The sequence below is a fragment of the Paenibacillus sp. LS-5 genome, from assembly GCF_056121505.1.
In genome coordinates, this window is the sequence record NZ_JBWAVA010000010.1 from 70,974 (window position 1) to 91,584 (window position 20,611).

A 20,611-nucleotide genomic window follows, 5' to 3' on the forward strand; every position below is an offset into this window, starting at 1 on the left:
GTCCTATAATTATGAATGCGGTTACACAACCGAGGATGCATATAAAAAGGGGAGGCAAAGTATGAAAAGTATGAAACGTGTTTTAGTCGGTATCTCTACAATGCTGGTAATGACATCTGCTCTGACAGCATGTGGCGGGAACAACAACAACGCAAACTCTAACTCTAACGCAGCAAGCCCAACTACAGCCCCAGCAGCAAGCGCTACAGAGGCTCCAGCTAAGAGCACTGAGAAAGTGACCATTAACCTCTGGAGCTTCACAGACGAGATTCCGAACATGGCCAAAAAGTATATGGAAACTCATCCAGACGCAAATGTAGAGTTCAAACCTACGATTGTCGCAACTACAGATGGAGCATATCAGCCTGCTCTTGACCAGGCGTTGGCCGCTGGCGGAAAAGATGCACCAGATATTTATGCTGCTGAAGGAGCATTCGTACTCAAATATACACAAGGCGATGCATCCACTTTTGCCGCCAATTATGCTGACCTGGGCCTTACCGATCAAATGGTTAAGGACGCAGGCATCGCTCAATATTCTGTTGATATCGGCAGCAAAGACGGTCAACTGAAGGGTCTCGGCTATCAGGCAACAGGCGGAGCCTTTATCTATCGCCGCTCGCTAGCCAAGGATGTGTTTGGGACAGATGACCCGGCTACTATCAAGACTGAAATCGGTCCAGGCTGGGATAAATTCTTCAGTGCAGCTGAGAAGCTGAAAGCTAAAGGATATGCCGCAGTTTCTGGTGACGGCGATATCTGGCACGCGATCGAAAACAGTTCCGATAAAGGCTGGATTGTCGATGGCAAGCTGCATATTGATCCGAAGCGTGAACAATTCCTTGATTATTCTAAGAAGCTTAAAGACAATAACTACTACAATGATACAACAGATTGGCAAGAAGCTTGGTTCGCCGATATGAACGGCACTGGCGAAAAACCGGTCTTCGGTTTCTTCGGTCCTGCTTGGCTCATTAACTATACGTTAAGCGAACATGCTGTAAAAACAAAGGGTGACTGGGCAGTTACTGAATCACCAACAGGCTTCTTCTGGGGAGGCACTTGGTTGCTCGCTAACAAAGACGTAGTCAAGGACGAAGCCAAGAAACAGGCTGTTGCGGACTTTATCAAGTGGGTAACACTCGACACCTCTGAAACCGGACTCCAATACTACTGGGCTAACGGAACGATGAAAGATGGCGAGCAAGGTGCGAAGGACAGCGTTGCTTCCTCCGTTGTCATGGCTAAGTCTAAAGGTGACCTGGAATTGGTTGGCGGACAGAACATTTTCGATATCTTTGTTCCTGCTAATGCCAACGCTTCCGGTAAGAACTTGACTGCATTCGACGAAACGATCAACAAGCTCTGGCGTGATCAAGTACGCGAATATACTGCAGGCAATAAGTCCCGTGATGATGCAATCAAAACCTTCAAACAGCAAGTCAAAGATCAACTTAATATCGATAGCGAATAAAAAGCAATCGAAGGGGCGGGGGAGTCATCCCGCCCCTTCATATCAACTAAAGGGGTGAGAGCATGCGCCGCAATGGTGTGAACTACTCTAAATTTGGCTATATTTTTACGTTTCCATTTGTTTTGGCATTTCTGATCTTCTCGCTGTATCCTATTTTATACACCGCATTCATCGGGTTCACCGATTTGCAGGGATTAATACCAAAACCAATACATATTTTGGATAATCCTTTTCAGAATTTCAAAGATTTGATCCTTAGTAACGCCTCTTTCAGAAAATCTCTGATTAACACCGGGTTGCTCTGGTTCCTCAACTTCATTCCCCAGATCCTTCTTGCGCTCTTACTGACTGCATGGTTCACTAACCAGCGTCTTAAAATTAAGGGACAAGGCTTTTTCAAGGTTATACTCTATATGCCAAATGTTATTACTGCGGGCACAATCGCCTTGCTATTCAGCACTTTGTTTGGCTATCCGATGGGTCCAGTAAACAGCTTTTTTCATATGATGGGTTGGTCCGACGCTCCGATCTACTTCCTTCAGGATAAGACGGTAGCGCGGGGCATTGTGGCATTCATCCAGTTCTGGATGTGGTACGGAAACACCATGATCATTCTTATCGCAGGTGTTATGGGTATCAATCCTGCGCTCTTCGAGTCTGCGGCGATTGACGGTGCAAACGGAGTTCAAACGTTCTTGCGGATCACGCTGCCAAGTTTACGTACAATTCTACTATTCACGCTGATTACATCGATGGTCGGTGGCCTGACCATGTTTGATATTCCGCAGCTCTTCCTTGCGGGCGGACCGGATGACTCTACGCTTACCACTTCCATGTTCATTTATGGGCAAGCCTTTAAGGGAAGCTATTTGTACAATCGTGCTGCTGCTGCAAGCATGATTATGTTCTTGATTTCAGGCGTATTGTCAGCATTTGTGTTCTATTTAATGCGTGACCGTGACGCGGCAAGACTTAAAAAAATCGAAAAAATGCATCGGAAATCCACCAAGAGCAGCCAAAAGGGGGGCGTAGCACATGAACAATAATCAAAAAGGCGGAAACGTCACCCGGAGGATCAATAAAACGATTATCTATATCGTCTGCATCTGTCTGGCGGTGCTTAGTATACTCCCGTTTTGGATCATGTTTGTAAACGCCACCCGCTCTTCAGCACAAATTCAAAGCAGTATCTCACTGATTCCTTCGACACATATGATGAGCAACATTCGGGTACTGCTCGAAAAGAGTTTTGATCCGATTCAGGGGTTCATGAATTCATTTATTATCTCTGCATCTGCAACGCTCTTAACGGTCTATTTCTCCTCTCTGACGGCTTATGGTCTTGTGACCTATAGCTGGAAGCTGCGCGGGGCATTCTTTACCTTTATTTTGTGCGTAATGATGATTCCTTCTCAGGCAAGTGCCATCGGATTCTATCAGTTCATGTATAAAATCCATTGGACCAACAGCTTTCTCCCACTGATTCTGCCTGCAATTGCAGCGCCGGCGGTAGTGTTCTTTATGCGCCAATATCTGCTGGCAACGCTGTCGATAGAGATCGTGGAAGCAGCACGCGTAGACGGGTCCGGTGAATTCAAAACCTTTAATCGGATTATCCTGCCGTTGATGATGCCGGCAGTAGCAACGCAGGCAATCTTCGCCTTCGTGGGCAACTGGAACAACCTGTTCATGCCGCTGATCCTGCTGACCCAGAAGGAGAAATACACGATGCCGATCATGGTCAGCTTGCTTCGCGGGGATATATACAAGACGTCGTTCGGCTCGATCTACATGGGTCTGGCTTTGACGGCACTGCCGCTGTTTGTGGTGTACTTCCTGCTATCCCGTTATATTATCGCGGGTGTAGCGCTGGGTGGCGTCAAAGAATAATACTGTTGACAGGCACGCTTCAAAGACGAATACAATGAGGGGAAGAATCCTACTATGGCAGCACAAAATAAACCTCTGGTAACCCATCTCTACACAGCAGACCCCTCCGCGCATGTATTTGAGGGCAAGCTCTATATTTACCCATCCCATGATATCGATCACGATGGCCCTACGAATGATAATGGCGACCAGTATGCGATGGAAGATTACCATGTGTTTTCCTTAGAAAATCCGTCGTCTCCGTGTGTGGATCATGGGGAGGCGCTTCATCTCCGGGATGTACCTTGGGCCTCAACACAAATGTGGGCACCCGATGCCGCATACCGGCAGGGGACATATTACTTATTTTTCCCGGCCAGGGACAAGGAGGGCATTTTCCGGATTGGAGTGGCTACAGCTAACTCTCCGGCTGGTCCTTTTCAGGCTCAGGAAAGCTATATCAAAGGAAGCTTCAGCATCGATCCCGCCGTATTCGTTGATGAGGATGAAAGAGCCTATATGTATTTTGGCGGATTATGGGGCGGACAATTAGAAAAGTGGCATACTGGCGTGTACCAGCCGGATGCCGCTGAGAAAGGTCCGGGGGAGCCGGCTTACGGTCCGCGGGTAGCGGAGCTGAGTGAAGATTTGCTGGCCTTACAATCGGCCCCGGAGGAAATCCTTATTACCGATGAGGAAGGGAACGCAATCCTTGCGGGTGATGAGGACAGAAGATATTTCGAAGGTCCATGGATGCATAAGTATAAAGGCAAATATTATCTGTCCTACTCCACAGGTACGACCCATAAAATCGTCTATGCCGTCAGCGACAAGCCTTGTGGACCTTTTGTCTTTCAGGGAACCATTCTGGAACCGGTCGTAGGCTGGACGACTCACCATTCCATCGTGGAATTTGACGGGAAATGGTACTTGTTCTACCATGACGCATCCCTGTCCGGCGGCGTGGACCACAAACGCTGTGTCAAATTTACGGAGCTCCATTATGAAGAAGACGGCAGAATCCGGCCGGTAATCCTCTAATCGAGTGCACTTCCTTTAACAGAATCTACTCTGAAGGCGACTTCTACAGCCTTTTCTGGGTTACAAAAGAAACCCTCTTTGGAAGAAATGGAGTTACTGAACTCTTCCAAGGAGAGGTTTCTTTTTCTTTGAACCGGAGCGGAAAATTCATTTATTTTATGATATCTGCTATAGGCAACCGTACCGTAAACGTCGACCCCATCCCCGGCTTGCTGCTGACCTCAATCGTTCCTCCGCTTAAGCTGATGATGCGGCTGACCAGAGGCAGGCCCAGGCCGTTACCTTCGGAGGAACGGGCAGGGTCGCCTTGGTAGAACTTTTCGAAAATATGCTTGCATACTTGAGGGGTCATTCCTATTCCTGTATCGGATATAACTACTGTAATCCAGCGGTCTTCGGACTGAAGAGTGACTGAGATTTCTCCGCCTTCCGGTGTGAATTTGACCGCATTGCCAAGTAGATTGAGCCATACCTGCATGATCAGCTCTTCATTCCCGTAATAACGCAGCTCGTCCAGATCAATGTTAAGGTTCAACTGCTTGGGAGCCCAGACTGCTTCCAGCAATAACAGAGCCTGACGGAGCTGCTCATCGAGGCGGTATTCCGTAAGTTCGGTGAGCAGTTCCTGGTTTTCGAGCTTAGATATTTTGAGGATATTACCGGATAGGGTGGACAATTGGCGGGCACTGTCAATGATCATGCCTGTGTATTCGTCATGCTCCTCTTTGCTGAGATGTTCTTCCTGCAGGAGAGTGGCATATCCCTCGATAGCCGCAATGGGTGTCTTGAATTCGTGAGAGACATTGACTACAAAATCATTGCGGAGTGTCTCAATGCTGCGCAGTTCCTGAACCATAAGATTGAAGTGGTGGGCGACGTCGCGGATCTCACCCACCCGGTGCGATTCATTCAAATGAATCTCAAAATTGCCTGTGGAGACCTCTTTGGCCGCCTTGATCAGATCTGCAATGGGAGATAGTATTTTTCGGCCCACGGTTATTGTGATTGTTGTTCCGATGACGAGGCTGAATACAACAATGGTCAGAATAGGAGGAAAGGGATTCCTGTGTAAAACAGCTTCATTGCCCAGTCTGATATATAGATAGGCCAAGACTGACATCAGTAAAACAAAGGACAGAATAATCACAAACACAAGCGATACAAAATGCCACCACAGACCGCCTCTTTTCTGGCGCTTCATCACAGTTTCACCGCCTTATAGCCAAGTCCCCTTACCGTGACAATTTCAAAGTCCGAGTTCTCCCTGAAACGCTCGCGTAAGCGGTTAATATGAACAACCACCGTATGCTCGTCGGATTCCGTATCCATCCCCCAAATTTCATCCATCAGCTGCTGTTTGGTAAAGATTTTGTTCGGATAGGAGATTAATTTATAGAGTAAATAAAATTCCTTCTGCGGAAGAAGGATACTCTCCTGACTCCGAATGACGGTTAATGCATCATAGTCCAGCACAGTTCCTCCCCATTCGATCCGGCGTTCGCTGATAATTCTGGCCCGGCGAAGCAGTGCCCCCACCCGTAGCATCATTTCATTTACATTCACCGGTTTGACCATATAATCGTCGATTCCGACAAGAAACCCCTGTTGTTTGTCAGCGAAATTCTCCCGTGCCGTCACCATGAGAACCGGGAGATTATTATTGTTGTCTCTGAGTGTCCGCGTCAGCTCATATCCGTCCATGAGCGGCATCATAATATCGCAGATGATCAAATCAACATATTCCTTATCCAGCAGCGTGAGTGCATCCTCCCCGTTCACTGCCGGTATGGGGTTATATCCGTTTTTGGTCAGGACGGTGCAGAAGAGCTGCCGCAATTTGCTGTCATCCTCAACTACAAGAATATTAAACATAGGCTTTCCTCCTGAGATGCTTCATTGATTTCAGTATATAGATGGTTTAAGTATACCGCATGAAGATCAAGTGAATCTCAACTGCCGAAGTTGAGGTTTAGTTTACTTTGGGCGCTTATACTGGGGCCAGCAAGACAAGAAGAGAGAGATTAGCGGGACCCATGATTACAGGGATGGAATGGAAAGGGAGACTGAATACGATGCTGCAATTAAAAAACATCACCAAGAGCTATAAGACCGGGGAATTTACACAGGTTGCACTGGATAAAGTAAATCTGAACTTCCGTGAAAGTGAATTCGTCGCGGTTCTGGGCCAAAGCGGGTCGGGTAAGACTACGCTGCTGAATATCACCGGCGGGCTCGATCAATATGACAGCGGAGAGCTGATCATCAATGGACAATCCACGGAGCACTTCAAAGACGGGGACTGGGATGCGTACCGTAATAATAGTGTGGGCTTTATTTTTCAAAGCTATAATCTGATATCGCATCTGAGTATCTCGGATAATGTAGAGATGGGCATGACGCTCAGCGGGGTGGCCCCGGCCGAGAAGCACCGTAAGGCGCTTGAAGTATTGGAGAAGGTTGGACTCAAGGAACATGTCCATAAGAAGCCGAATCAGCTCTCCGGCGGTCAGATGCAGCGCGTAGCGATTGCCCGGGCCCTGGCCAACAATCCGGATATTATTCTCGCCGATGAGCCGACAGGGGCTCTGGATACAGAGACCAGTGAACAGATCATGGAGCTGATCAAGTCGATTGCTGAGGATAAGCTGGTCATTATGGTTACGCATAACCCGGAGCTTGCGGAGAGCTATGCAGACCGCGTAATCCGCTTCTCGGATGGTCACGCGATATCCGACAGCAATCCGCTGGCGAATCAAAAAATCTCAAGCTCATACAAGCTTAAAGAAACCAGCATGGGCTTTTTCACCGCCCTGAAATTATCCGGAAAGAACATTGCGACCAAGAAATGGCGCACGGGTTTGACCGCTTTTGCCTCAAGTATCGGAATCATCGGTATTGCCTTGATTCTGTCCTTGTCAAATGGGTTCGACAAGCAGATCAGCTCCTATGAGACAGGTGCTCTCTCCAACTTCCCGATCTCAATCAATCAGACGGCAATGAGTGTTGAACTGGGGCCGCCAAGCGACGGAGCATCAGAACTTCCCTCGTACCCTGCAGAGAAAAAGCTGTATCCCTATGACCCCAGCGTAAATTCCAAACAGCATACCAATGTGCTGACCAAGGAATATATAGATTATTTAAATAAAATCGATCCTAAGCTGATTGACGGCATTTCCTATACCCGAACCGTGAATATGAATGTACTGGTATCGGACGGACAAAAGGCCACTACGCTGGATAAAAACAACATCAGCTTAACCGCATATCCGAGCAAACAGGGAAGTGAGACGGGGAGCTATCTGAAGCAATATTATGATGTGCTGGAGGGGAAATACCCTTCCGAGAAGACTGATGTCGTACTTATCGTGGATGAATACAACCGTCTGACCGATGCTGCGGTAGATGCCCTGGGGCTGGATTATAAAGCCGATAGTATTAATCTGGGAGATCTCATTGGGACCCCGTTGAAGCTGGTAATGAACAATGACTATTACCGTAAAAACGGTGAGCAGTTTGTCGTAAACGGAACTGCGGCGGATTTAACAGAGCTCTATAACAGCCCCAAAGCTGTGACCTTGAATATCGTTGGGGTTCTACGCGGCAAGGAAGGCTCCAGCGTATCTACACTGTCTCCGGGCATTGCCTATTCGGATGAGCTTGCCGCTACATTTATAGCAGATGCAGAGAAATCCGAGATCGTATTGGCACAGGAAGGAGCAGACTTCAATGTGCTGACCGGTCAAGTATTGTCAGATGGTGTTGCAGGCAGTGGTTCAGCCGGAGCAGCAGGTACAAGCCCGCTGATGATGGGCCCTGGTGGAGGCGCGGCGGTAGGCAGTGCTTCCTTGACCAAAGAGGATGCACTTGCCTCTCTGGGGGCAACAGATATCCCGAACTCGGTATCCTTGTACCCGATCGATTTCAGCGCCAAGGAATCAGTCGCAGCTTATCTGGACAAATGGAATGAAGGCCGTGAACCCAAGGATCAAGTGATGTATACCGATCTGGCGGCTATTGTTACCAACATCTCCGGCAGTATTATGGACGGGATTACCATGGTACTGATTGCTTTTGCAGCGATTTCTCTGGTGGTGTCGTTGATCATGATCGGGATCATCACCTACATTTCTGTGATGGAGCGGACCAAAGAGATTGGAGTTCTGCGTGCACTGGGTGCCCGCAAGAAGGATATTACACGGGTATTTAATGCCGAGACTTTTATCATCGGGGCTTGCTCCGGGATTCTGGGGATTGGAATTACCTACCTGCTGACCATTCCGGTTAATGCAATACTGTATAATCTTACCGATCTGTCGAATGTCGCCCAGCTGAATCCATTGCATGCGCTGATTCTGGGCGTGATCAGTGTAGGACTTACGATGATCGGCGGTTTCATTCCGGCCAAGATGGCCGCAAAGAAAGATCCGGTAGCAGCACTGCGGAGTGAGTAAAGGAGGAACAGTTCCGTTATAGGTTTGGCTGGAAAAAACATATTCCCCTATAGAAAAAGAGCCGATCCTTCGTTGGATCGGCTTTTCATATGCTGGTTACCTAGCAGAGAAACAATCATAGACGGTTAAGCAGATTCAGCTCTTTCGCCTGGATAATGGCTTTGGTACGCCGGTTAACCTTTAGTTTGGCGAAAATATTCTTCACATGCACTTTTACCGTTCCAATCGCGATGATTAATTGATCGGCAATCTCCTTATTGGACAATCCTGCCGCCAATAAGGAGAGCACCTCAAGTTCACGGTCTGTGAGCGGTTCCTCCATTACAGTTGAATAAGAAGCTGCTTCCTCATCAGCTTCCGGATTATGGATGGACTGCCCGGCCGTATTTTGCAGCATGCAGAATAAAATGCCGTTGGAAGCCATGGCCTGAAGGACACTTAGGCGATCATAGGCGAACACTCCGCTTGCCAGCTTATTTTCCAGGTATAGAACACCCAGCATATTTCCGTGAACGGTTACTGGTATGCAGAGTGCGGACCCGGGCCGGTGTTTCGCCATATACGGGTTATGGATCAGCCAGCTCTCCTCACCACCGATATAATGGACATGCTCTTGTGTGCGAAAGACATACCGGATGATGCCCTCCGGCAAATGGGGGCTTCCATTCAGTGCTGATGGTGAGGGAAGAGTCTGGTTGTCTGAATCGGCGTAGACCTGAATATACAGTCCATCATTATAGTCCATCAGCAAAGCCCCCTTGCTGGCACCTGCATATTTCATAATGGTGTTCATGATCTCAGCAAGAACGGTATCACTGTCCATCTGATTCGTGATCACCTGTGTGGTTTTGAGAATCGCTGCAAGATCCAGAGCGTCCAGGGCATGGGCCTTATGAGGAGTGCTGGCGGGCTCTCCCCTCAGATCTATTTCACTCTGGCTTGCCGGAATTGGCATGATTTCAAAAGATTCATCAGCCTGTTCCTCGCGCTGCCAGCAGTGCAGCAGATCTTCTAACTGTTTTACTTTGATTTGAACTCCCCACTCGGTGTATGCCTCCAGCGCTAATTGCAAATAGAAGAGGGCTGTTTTTCCTTTATCAAGATTCAGGTAGTATTTGGCTGCAAGTTCGCCGGCAAGGCTTGTCACCTGAACGTCGCCTTGTTCTCTGGCTTCGCGGATGGTTTTATCATACAATTCCTCAGCCAGAATACCTTTACCAGCGGCACGTGCATGCTCAGCCTGGAGCAGGTAATGCCTGGACCGGTAATTGGCCGGACTCGATGCAGCCCATTTGGCAAAGCGGCGGAGATTGCTGCGTAATCGTCTATTCCAATAAGACCGCTTAGCAGACGGTACAGCATTAGCCAATACGGCTAGTGATTCATACATCAGGCATTCCGGCAAATGCGGGAGATGCGTGGCATAGGCTTCATAGGACTCTGCCTGACTAGCCCAGCGGATAGCTTCCTCATAATTACCCAGCAAATAGCAGAGCTGAGTCTTGTAGGTGCTGTGTTGGAAGAGGGTAGTAGCCGAGGTCTCCTCCATCTGAATCCGGCTTAGGAATTCTTCTTCATTAAAGCCGGTACTGCTGAAGGAATCCGGTGAAATCGTTCTTCCCTGTAAGGCAAGAATAAATTGCTGATACAAGTAAAAGTTCTGCTTCACGAACTCATCGTTAGTCGTATCCAGAAACACCATATATTCAGTTATAGTTCTGGAGAATTCATTTAACGGCGCTCTCGTGTACAGTGAATTGATGTGCGCACCCATGGCATAGCTGGCAAACACATAATCCCCAGATTCCATCCCCAAACGCAGCGCTTTTGCCAAGTATGTATCACCCTCACGGGCATTTCCGGCAAATTGACAGAGTACACCGCCGAACATGGTATAGGTTTTGCTTCTGACTGAAGTAATATTGTAACGCTCGGATAGCTCAATTCCGACCTTGCCAATCGCATAGCCCTTATCAAATTTCCCCCGTGTATACCCCAAAAGCATGCTGTAAGCGGAATAGACCGCTGCAGACACGGGGGTGTTTCCATACTTAACAGATAATTGGATGGCTCTGCATGTGAGCAGGAAAAAAATCTTCTTGTTCGTGAAGAAGGTGGAGGGGGTAATCGCCAGAATGAGCTGCATGGCAGCAATCCGGTCCTTGTCGGACATTTCCTCCAAATGAGCGAGCCGGTCATACCGGTTGTGCAGCAGCACATCGATTCGCAGCGCCTCAACGAACAGTTCGAACTTGCCAGGATTGTTCGAAATATTAACATGATGCTCCCGCAGACTTTCAAGGCCGAGCGCAGTGCCTTCCAGATATTTACCCCGATTGATGTATTGCATAATCCGGATCATACGCACTCTGCTCCGCTCCACACTACTACGCGCACGGAGAAGCAAGAAATCGATTATCCGGTCAGACTCCACAGCATTTCCGCATAAATATTCACATTCGGCCTGCTCGGCATTCAATTCAAAACAGAGCTCGAAGGCGTTGTCCCAAGCTTCCGGTGGCAGTAATTCGACCCCTTTTCTGAAATAACCCAGCGCAACATCGTAGGCGGAGGTGGTCTTCGCACGGATTCCCGCCTCCAGATTAAATTGTATGAGCTGCAATATCTCGGCTTCTTCGGTAATTTTGCCAGAGCCTCTGTTCATATGATTGACCGCCTCAAACAAGCTCTCTTCGTGTCCCGAAGCCTCCCTGTTCAAGGCTCTGCCTATTGCAATATGGATCGTCTGTTTCGTATCATCATCCATTTGACTGTAAATCAGCTTATGTATATTATCGTGGATAAAACGGAATGTCCCCGCTTCATCTGCTGCAATCATTCCTTCGGCTTCAATCTTGGACCATTCGGATGTCACTTCCCCGATGTCCCGATTGGCGACGGAAGCTATAAAATCCGGATGGAAGGTGCCTCCTGCACAAGCTGAAATCTGAAGCAGCTCCTGCGCAGCGGATGGAAGACGCCGCATTCTATGCTCCATCAAGTCATTGATAGCATAGCTGGGCTCCTGCCCGATGACCGACCCCAAATCCCATTGCCAGCATCGATTCTCGTAGTTATACATCAGAATGCCGTCATCCTGCAGACTCAGCAATATTTGTTTGAAATGAAAGGGATTTCCGTTGGATTTATGATATAGCAGTTCTGTAAAGGAGTGTGCAGCCTCCGCCGGACTATTCAAGGTTTCCATCGTAATCTCGTTCATCTGCTCAAGACTCAGTGGAGACAGATGAATATGCCGGATAACGGCTTGATCGGTAACACCCCCGTCCAGATCGTACCCTGGAAGCTTGCTAAGATCTATATCGTTATGGCGATAGGCGCAGACAAACATCAAATATTGGCATTCCGGATCGCATAGAAGCGCGTGTATTAACTGCAGCGACGAAGAATCCGCCCATTGCAAATCATCAATAAACAGCACAAGGGGATGTTCTTTAGAAGCCAGCGCTTGGACAAACTTGCGGAAAACATAGATAAACCGTTTCTTTGATTCATTGGCCGGAAGCTCTTCAGCAGATGGCAGGGTGCCGAGTATCAGCTCGGCTTCAGGAATAATGGCAGTAATTACGTTGGCGCTTGCCCCGAGTGCATCCTGCAGCTTTTGTCTCCATAGCTCAGACTGTTCCTTGCGTTCCCCCAGCAAATGCCGTATCAAGCCACGAAAGGCCTGAATAATCGGAAGATAGGGACTTTCCTTAGAGATCTGCTCAAACTTACCGGTGATATAGAAAAAATTACGGGCATGCTGCTGTTTGCGGAATACCTCGTTCAAAAGGCTTGTCTTGCCGATGCCGGCTTCACCGGACACATACACCATTTCTGTGGATCCGAAGCAAGCGGAATAAAAGGCCTGGGTCAGCATGGAAATCTCATATTCTCTGCCGTGAAATCCCGGTTCCATAAAAAAGGTATCGTGGGAACCCCCAACATTGTCTAAGTCTGCTAATAAATATCCTGCATTCTGATAGCGGTTATCCGGATTTTTGTCGAGCAGTCTCATGACTACAGCTTCCAAGCCTTCCGGTAAAGTAGACTCTTCCTGCGACAGCGGAGAGGGGGCTTGCGCCAAATGCATATACACCCATTCCAGCGGATTGTCGGCGGGAAAAGGCAGATGTCCAGCCAATAATTCATAGAAAATAACGCCTAAAGAGTACAGATCACTTCGCTCATCCACTGACCTCAGCATTCTGCCTGTATTCTCAGGTGAACAATAGGGCAAGCCTGTGTCTGATACACCATAGCCGTCCGGACGAACATAACCGTTATCTGAACGGTGAAGGGCATAACCGGAATCTGTTAAATAAGCCTCATAAGTCTCTCCATCCGAGCGGATACCGATCCTCTCCGGCCGCAAATCGAGATGAAGAATCTGCAACTGATGGAGCTGCAGAACACAAGCTGCGATGGACCGGACAAGGGCGAGTAACGCCTCCGGGTTCCTGCCGGTTTGTTCCTTCATCCATTCCCTGAGTGTAATCTGATCATGGGATGAGCTTCTGATAACAAGGCCATGCGGTTGGTTTGTTTTCATGTATGGACACCTCTAATCTTGGGCGTAGTAGCGAATACAATCATTGTAATGGAAGATATACCTTTTTAGGTATAGAAAATTTAAAGTAATGGCTCTATTCTGAGAGTATGATATATGGGCTGAATTTAAAAAGTAGGAGAGGTCTAGGTGAAGGAAAATGGAAAACGCTCTGATTGCATTTATTAGTATTCTTCTTCTTGGAATTGTGATCTTTGCGAAGATTTGGTGGGACGGTTCCGGGATCGGTTTTAAATTTACAAAATGGTATTTTGGTATTTTTTTCGTAGCGGCACTAATTGTTGGAGGAGGCACTTTTTTCGTGAGTTAATTCATTATATCGGTTAGCTCATTTAGATTTGGTAGATAAAAGTTCAACTTACATAAGCATTTTTCGATTCATTGGGAAGTTAAGAATGGAGGATAAGTAATGCAAGCTATAAAACGCTTTAAGCGTTGGATTGCGTTGACTCTGATCATCATGGTTGTCTTGGGAACTGTCTCGCAAGGAAAGGTGTCTGCCGCAGGTCCGGCGGTTTTGGATCAAAAGCAGGAGAATGCTACCGGGAGTATATGGGTGAATTATGATAATGAAAAATATCAAACCTTTATGCCGGGAGTTACCGGGAATCTAAGCGGGATTGATCTGAATATTGCAGGGGCCCTCGGTACGCCGGGAGCTCTGAAGGTAAGGCTCTATAAGGATGGCGATCTTTCGACCTTGCTTGCTGAAGCACAACTGGCTTCCTATGGCTCTGGCTGGGTGTCGGTTGATTTCTCAGGAGCATCGCCTTACTTGCAGAAGGATACGATGTACAGAATGGTTGTTACCACGGAATTCGGAGGAGGAACGAACGGTTTCGGATGGTATGGCAGTACAGGCAACCCGTATTCGAGAGGATACTCGGTGGCTAACGATTATGACTTCTCTTTCAGAACGTACATGATTGCCGATTATTCGACATCTCCTGCATTAAGTGAGATCTCTAGTGCTGAATCAAGTATTATAGCGGACGGTACGAGTCAGACGACAGTGACCGTGAAGCTAAAGGATGCGCAGGGCAACGTGCTGACTACCGGAGGGGCGACGGTAGGAATCACGTCGACCTCGGGTACGGTAAGTGCCGTCACGGATAACCATAACGGGACCTATACGGCGGCGTTGACTGCGCCGGTAACGGTGGGGACCGCTACGGTCAAAGCTACTGCCGGTGGAACTGCGCTGGGCGGCACGGCGACGGTACAGTTCGTGCCTGGAGCACCATCCAGCGCGAACAGCACGCTGGCTGTGGGAAATAGCTCGCTGGCGGCGGACGGTACCAGTCAGACGGTAGTGACCGTGAAGCTGAAGGATGCGCAGGGCAATGCGCTGACCACCGGAGGGGCGGCGGTGGGAATCACGTCGACCTCGGGAACGGTTAGCGCCGTAACGGATAACCATAACGGGACCTATACGGCGACGCTGACGGCGCCGGTAACGGTGGGAGCGGCGACAGTAAGTGCTACTGTCGGCGGCAGTGCGCTAACAGGCACGGCGACGGTACAGTTCGTGACCGGAGCGCCGTCCAGCGTGAACAGCACGCTGGCTGTGGGCAATAGCTCGCTGACGGCAGATGGAACGAGTCAGACGACAGTGACGGTGAAGCTGAAGGATGCGCAGGGCAACGCGCTGACTACGGGAGGGGCGACGGTGGGAATCACGTCGACCTCAGGAACGGTTAGCACCGTCACGGATAACCATAACGGGACCTATACGGCGACGCTGACGGCGCCGGTAACGGTGGGAACGGCAACCGTAAGTGCTACTGTCGGAGGCAGTGCACTAACAGGAACGGCAACGATCCAGTTCGTGGCCGGGGCGCCGTCCAGCGTGAACAGCACGCTGGCTGTGGGCAATAGCTCGCTGACGGCAGATGGAACGAGTCAGACGACAGTGACGGTGAAGCTGAAGGATGCGCAGGGCAACGCGCTGACCACCGGAGGGGCGACGGTGGGAATCACGTCGACCTCGGGAACGGTTAGCGCCGTCACGGATAACCATAACGGGACCTATACGGCGACGTTGACGGCGCCGGTAACGGTGGGGACCTCAACCGTAAGTGCTACTGTCGGCGGCAGTGCGCTAACAGGCACAGCGACGGTACAGTTCGTGGCCGGAGCGCCGTCCAGCGTGAACAGCACGCTGGCTGTGGGCAATAGCTCGCTGACGGCAGATGGAACGAGTCAGACGACAGTGACGGTGAAGCTGAAGGATGCGCAGGGCAACGCGCTGACTACGGGAGGGGCGACGGTGGGAATCACGTCGACCTCAGGAACGGTTAGCACCGTCACGGATAACCATAACGGGACCTATACGGCGACGCTGACGGCGCCGGTAACGGTGGGAACCGCAACCGTAAGTGCCACTGTCGACGGCAGTGCGCTAACAGGCACGGCAACGATCCAGTTCGTGCCTGGAGTGCCGTCCAGCGTGAACAGCACGCTGGCTGTGGGCAATAGCTCGCTGACGGCAGACGGTACGAGTCAGACGACAGTGACGGTGAAGCTGAAGGATGCGCAGGGCAATGCGCTGACCACTGGAGGGGCGACGGTGGGAATCACGTCGACCTCGGGAACGGTTAGCGCCGTCACGGATAACCATAACGGCACCTATACGGCGACGTTGACGGCGCCGGTAACGGTGGGGACCTCAACCGTAAGTGCTACTGTCGGCGGCAGTGCGCTAACAGGCACAGCGACGGTACAGTTCGTGGCCGGAGCGCCGTCCAGCGTGAACAGCACGCTGGCTGTGGGCAATAGCTCGCTGACGGCAGATGGAACGAGTCAGACGACAGTGACGGTGAAGCTGAAGGATGCGCAGGGCAACGCGCTGACCACTGGAGGGGCGACGGTGGGAATCACGTCGACCTCGGGAACGGTTAGCGCCGTCACGGATAACCATAACGGCACCTATACGGCGACGTTGACGGCGCCGGTAACGGTGGGAGCGGCGACAGTAAGTGCTACTGTCGGCGGCAGTCTTTTAGCCTCGGTAGCAGTTGTCCAGCTTGTGCCTGGTGAGGTCAGTTCATCCCGCTCTACGGTTACCGCAAGTGATCTGGTCGTCCGTGCAGATGGACAAAGCCAAGCTACGATTAACGTGAAGCTCAAAGACGAATATGACCATCCGCTTGAGGGTAGACAGGTGCAACTGCAAGCTCAAGATGGAAGCTCGGTAATCAAAGATGTGTATGGATGGACCAATGTGGATGGGCTAACCAGCTTTTCCGTAAGCAACCTGGCGGCAGAGACAGTGACCTATACGGTAAAAGAGATGGCGAGCAGTATATTATTGGATCAGACGGTGAGTATTGCATTTACGTACGACCAGCCACCTATTGTCGAACTGAATATGGATCCGGCCGGTCCAACCTTTGGCAGCGTAAATGTTAAGGTAACGGCGTCTGTATATGGTGAATTCAATCAGGTTTCCTCCATGAAATGGGCAGCAGGAAGCCGTACGGTTACGGATTTTGATACTCAGGGTACAGAAATAACAGACCACTTTACAGTGCAAAAGAATGGCATTTATTCTGTGTATGTAAAAGATACAGCGGGCAACGCCAATGTAAGCCTGATTGAAATCCAGAACATCGTCCCTTTGAGCAGCAATGCAGACTTGAAGGTCTGGCAGCTGTTAGGACTCGGCGGGCCGGTACCATTTGATTTTGATCCTGGGAAGCCCAACAGCAATCTGGTAGTGAACCATCCGGTGTATGGGTTGAAAATGCTGTTGACCCCCGCTGACGTATATTCCGCCGTCTATGTGAATGAACACCAGGTAGGCAATAATTCGCTAACCGGGGAGTATGTTCTTGCAACGGGCCAAAATAAATTCGAGGTGCGTGTCAAAGCACAAGATGATTCCATGAAAACCTATACTCTCAACGTGACACGCTTAGCTGACTCCGTGCCGGATCCCACTCCAGCACCAGATCCAGCAACAGTCCCGGCTCCGACGGCTCCTTCGAGTCCTCAAAGCTCTTCGAATCCGCCATCACCGGACAACATGCCAGTGATTCGGGTGAATGATCAGAAGGTTACGGGAACGGTCGCAGTTCAAACAGATGCGAATGGATCGAAATCCATCGACGCGCTATTGAATTTGGATCATTTGCGCCAGGCGATCGATTCTCTGCCTAACACTGCTGAGGCTAATCTCTCGATTTCAATCGAGGAAGAGGCAGATCATCTCACATTAAGACTTTCCGGTGATACAGTCCCGATTCTGGCCGGGAAAGTAGCCACAATCACGTTCATCACCCAGCACGGCCAATATCGGCTGCCACTACATGAAATCGTAAACCGGGAGTCTGGCTGGACGAAGGATATGGAATTGAGAATCCTGACAGGGCGCGGCCCGGCGGAAGAAGGATTGCAGAAGGCAGCGAACGCCGGTGGTTATCAACTGGTGACGGCTCCGATCCAATTTACCGTTCAAATCAAGCGGAATGGTGAAACTGAAGAAATATCCAGCTTCAATCATTTTGTAGAAAGAGTCATTTACTTGCCTATGGATGCCCGTGCTGCCTCAACGGCGGTAGTATGGGATCAGAATAAAGGTGTGCGTACGGTACCGACAGTATTCATCACAGTAGACGGCCATCGATCTGCTGTGGTTCGGAGTCTTACGAATAGTACTTATGCAGTCATTTATAAACCGTCCAACTTCACAGATACTCGGGAACACTGGGCGGAAAATGAAATTGCCGGCATGAACAGCAGATTGATCGTTCTGGGAACGGATGGTTCAGAATTTGCACCTGAAGCTATGGTTACCCGGGCGGAACTCGCTGCAATGCTGGCAAGGGCGCTTGGACTGCCTGAAGGAGAGAATCCTGCGGGTTTCGTCGACGTAAGCAGCGACAATTGGTACAATGGCGCCGTAGCAGCGTTAAAAGCATATGGAATGATGGATGGCTTCGGGGATGGGACGTTCAGGCCTAATCAGGTCGTGTCCCGGCAAGAAGCAATTGTAATGATGATCCGGGCATTGCGGTTGGTGGATACCGCGGGGCTGACAAGTAATAACGGTGCACAAGCCAATGTAGACATCTATACCGACAGCAACCAAATTGCCGGCTGGGCAAGTGACGCTGTGCAGACTGCTATTCAATCGGGTTTGATCAAAGGGTATGGAAATGAACTACGTCCGCAGCAGTCATTAACCCGTGCAGAGACTACTGTGCTGCTGTACCGGATGCTGCTCCAGGCAGGACTGATAAATAACTAAAGAGTATTTAATAGAAAACACCCCTTGCAATGCCCTCTGAATAAACCTAAGGTTTATCCGGGCAAGCCAAGGGGTGTTTGTTGTCCGTAGTATCTTACAGCAGCTTCTCCATCACCATAACATCGATATAGGATCCGTCCATAACACCCTGCTTCTCAAACACCCCAACCTCGCGGTACCCTCTTTTCCGGTACAACCCTTGGCCTGCGTCATTGAAGGGGAAGGTGAACAATACAATTTTATGAAAACCGTTGTCCTGTGCGGTAGCCTCCAGCTTCGCAAGCAAGGCGCTGCCGATACCTTGCCCGCGAACGCTGCGCTCAATATACACGGACAGGTCGGCTACCCCGCTATAGGCGCAGCGGTGAGAGTACGGGTTAAGGGAGGCCAAGCCGATCACTGCCCCCTCCTGTTCAGCGACCAGTACAGTATGGCGCCCCTGATGCTCCTGCAACCATGTCTCCATATAGGCCATATCCTTCAAACCGGTTTCGAGTGTGGCAATCCGGTCTTCAATTCCCTGGTTGTAAATACGGAGGAGACTTTCTGTATCCTTGTTCACAGCGGTGCGTACGGTAAGGGTGGTGTTATTCTCCATGGGTATCTCTCCTTGCATCTTTATTTCTTCGCTTGGATTACTGCAGATACGATATATTGATCTATGTTTTCTCCTGGTATCCAATCTTTAATAAAGGTCTTGGATTCATCCTTGGGCTCAATGCTAATCTCTGTAAAGCCGCTTTCCTTAAGAATAGCCTCCAGCTCCGATATGGAAGAAGCGCCGGAGATACAACCTGAATACAGCACGCCAAAGTCGTTCCTGATCTCAGGAGGAAGCTCTGCTGTAGTTACAATATCCGAGATGGCGAGGCGTCCACCCGGCTCAAGGACCCGGTAGGCTTCACGGAATACCTGAAGTTTGTCGGGAGAAAGGTTGATAACGCAGTTGGACATAATGACATTCACGGAATGGTCTGCGAGCGGAAGATGTTCAATTTCACCCAGACGGAATTCGGTATTGGCGAACTTTCCTTTTAATGCGTTGTCCCGGGCGCGGCTGATCATTTCGGGTGTCATATCGACACCGATGACATGCCCTTCATCCCCTACCTGGCGTGAGGCCAGGAAGCAATCGAAGCCGCCCCCGCTGCCGAGATCAAGCACGCGTTCTCCCGGCTTAAGCGCTGCAATCGCTTGAGGATTGCCGCAGCCAAGACCTAAGTTTGCACCTTCGGGAGCTGCTGCCAGCTCACTACCGGAATAGCCGAGCTTCGCGGAGATAGAATCGAAATCTGACGGCGAACCACAGCAGGAAGAGGCTGATGTCACGTTCTTCACGGCAATTTGCGAATAGCGTCCTCTTACATTTTGGCGAATTTGGTCATTGGAAAGCTGGTCCATTCTTCAACACTCCTTTGAATTAATTGCAAATTGCAAGTATAAGTTAAGAGAAATCACCCGGTAACAGGCGCGCAGCATTTGCTGGATTTCCCCATAGCTTCATTAAAAAGCTTCACAGAGCGCAGCAGAGTCTCTTGCTCAAATTCACTCATATACGAAAAAGCCTCATCCAGATAAGCATTCATTTGGGTATCAATAGTTGTAGCGACACTCTTGCCGTTAGCGGTAAGCGAGAGAGTGTAGACTCTCCGGTCGCTGGGGTCCGGTGTTTTTTGGACCAGATTCATTTTGATTAACGCTTGAACCTGCCGGCTGAACGTTGTGACATCTGTACCCAGTGCATCTGCGATCTGTTGCATGGAGGGATTATGTCTGCGGTCCACCTCATACAGAATATGGCTATGGGCAGGGGAGAGATCACATCCTCCGACGGTACAGCAGTTCTTGTTCAGCAGTCCCAGACGGCGGGTCATGATCTGAAATAATTCACGTGTATTTTCCAAGTAGATTCACCTCGTAATTCAGTTATATATTATTTAGTTGCAAGTTGC

At 49.7% G+C, this 20,611-nt stretch carries 12 protein-coding genes; 6 read left to right on the forward strand and 6 right to left on the reverse strand.

What is annotated here, in order from left to right; translation table 11 throughout:
• Positions 1-61: 61 nt before the first annotated feature.
• From AC0MA3_RS15870 to AC0MA3_RS15885, 4 genes are all read left to right on the forward strand, one after another.
• Positions 62-1,474 (forward strand): ABC transporter substrate-binding protein, encoded by a 1,413-nt coding sequence (locus tag AC0MA3_RS15870; RefSeq protein ID WP_474656891.1) that lies wholly within the window; start codon positions 62-64, stop codon positions 1,472-1,474.
• 62 nt (positions 1,475-1,536) lie between these two features.
• Positions 1,537-2,520 (forward strand): carbohydrate ABC transporter permease, encoded by a 984-nt coding sequence (locus tag AC0MA3_RS15875; RefSeq protein WP_474656892.1) that lies wholly within the window; start codon positions 1,537-1,539, stop codon positions 2,518-2,520.
• Entirely contained in the window at positions 2,510-3,364 is an 855-nt protein-coding gene (locus AC0MA3_RS15880) for a carbohydrate ABC transporter permease (protein WP_474656893.1), read from the forward strand. Before AC0MA3_RS15875 ends, AC0MA3_RS15880 begins: the two co-directional genes overlap by 11 nt.
• Before the next feature lie 54 nt (positions 3,365-3,418).
• Entirely contained in the window at positions 3,419-4,384 is a 966-nt protein-coding gene (locus AC0MA3_RS15885; protein WP_474656894.1) for a glycoside hydrolase family 43 protein, read from the forward strand.
• A gap of 151 nt (positions 4,385-4,535) precedes the next feature.
• On the opposite strand, the gene AC0MA3_RS15890 is transcribed toward AC0MA3_RS15885, so the two are convergent.
• Both AC0MA3_RS15890 and AC0MA3_RS15895 read right to left on the reverse strand, forming a co-directional pair.
• Entirely contained in the window at positions 4,536-5,585 is a 1,050-nt protein-coding gene (locus AC0MA3_RS15890; protein WP_474656895.1) for a HAMP domain-containing sensor histidine kinase, read from the reverse strand.
• On the reverse strand, positions 5,585-6,256 hold the full coding sequence (locus AC0MA3_RS15895) for a response regulator transcription factor (protein ID WP_474656896.1): 672 nt from the start codon (positions 6,254-6,256) through the stop codon (positions 5,585-5,587). The genes AC0MA3_RS15890 and AC0MA3_RS15895 overlap by 1 nt, the downstream gene beginning before the upstream one ends.
• 200 nt (positions 6,257-6,456) lie before the next feature.
• Between AC0MA3_RS15895 and AC0MA3_RS15900 the strand changes: the two genes are divergently transcribed.
• Entirely contained in the window at positions 6,457-8,835 is a 2,379-nt protein-coding gene (locus AC0MA3_RS15900; RefSeq protein WP_474656897.1) for an ABC transporter ATP-binding protein/permease, read from the forward strand.
• Positions 8,836-8,950: 115 nt separating this feature from the next.
• Here the strand turns inward: AC0MA3_RS15900 and AC0MA3_RS15905 are convergent, their stop codons facing one another.
• The gene (locus AC0MA3_RS15905) at positions 8,951-13,390 is read right to left on the reverse strand and encodes a helix-turn-helix transcriptional regulator (RefSeq protein WP_474656898.1); all 4,440 of its coding nucleotides are present in this window, start codon (positions 13,388-13,390) and stop codon (positions 8,951-8,953) included.
• 427 nt (positions 13,391-13,817) lie between these two features.
• Between AC0MA3_RS15905 and AC0MA3_RS15910 the strand changes: the two genes are divergently transcribed.
• A complete protein-coding gene (locus AC0MA3_RS15910) occupies positions 13,818-18,659 on the forward strand; it encodes an invasin domain 3-containing protein (protein ID WP_474656899.1) in 4,842 nt (1,613 codons plus the stop codon).
• Positions 18,660-18,753: 94 nt separating this feature from the next.
• Here AC0MA3_RS15910 and AC0MA3_RS15915 read toward each other — a convergent pair whose 3' ends face one another.
• The 3 genes from AC0MA3_RS15915 to AC0MA3_RS15925 are packed head-to-tail and all read right to left on the reverse strand — an operon-like array spanning position 18,754 to position 20,563.
• Complete coding sequence (locus AC0MA3_RS15915) at positions 18,754-19,257, reverse strand: arsinothricin resistance N-acetyltransferase ArsN1 family A (protein ID WP_474656900.1); 504 nt, start codon at positions 19,255-19,257, stop codon at positions 18,754-18,756.
• A 20-nt stretch (positions 19,258-19,277) separates the two neighbouring features.
• Positions 19,278-20,060 carry an arsenite methyltransferase gene (locus tag AC0MA3_RS15920; protein WP_474656901.1) on the reverse strand — a complete coding sequence of 261 codons (783 nt, stop codon included), beginning with the start codon at positions 20,058-20,060 and terminating at the stop codon, positions 19,278-19,280.
• Positions 20,061-20,113: 53 nt separating this feature from the next.
• Positions 20,114-20,563, reverse strand: coding sequence for a MarR family winged helix-turn-helix transcriptional regulator (locus AC0MA3_RS15925; protein WP_379162697.1), 450 nt, complete (start codon positions 20,561-20,563; stop codon positions 20,114-20,116).
• Positions 20,564-20,611 lie beyond the last annotated feature (48 nt).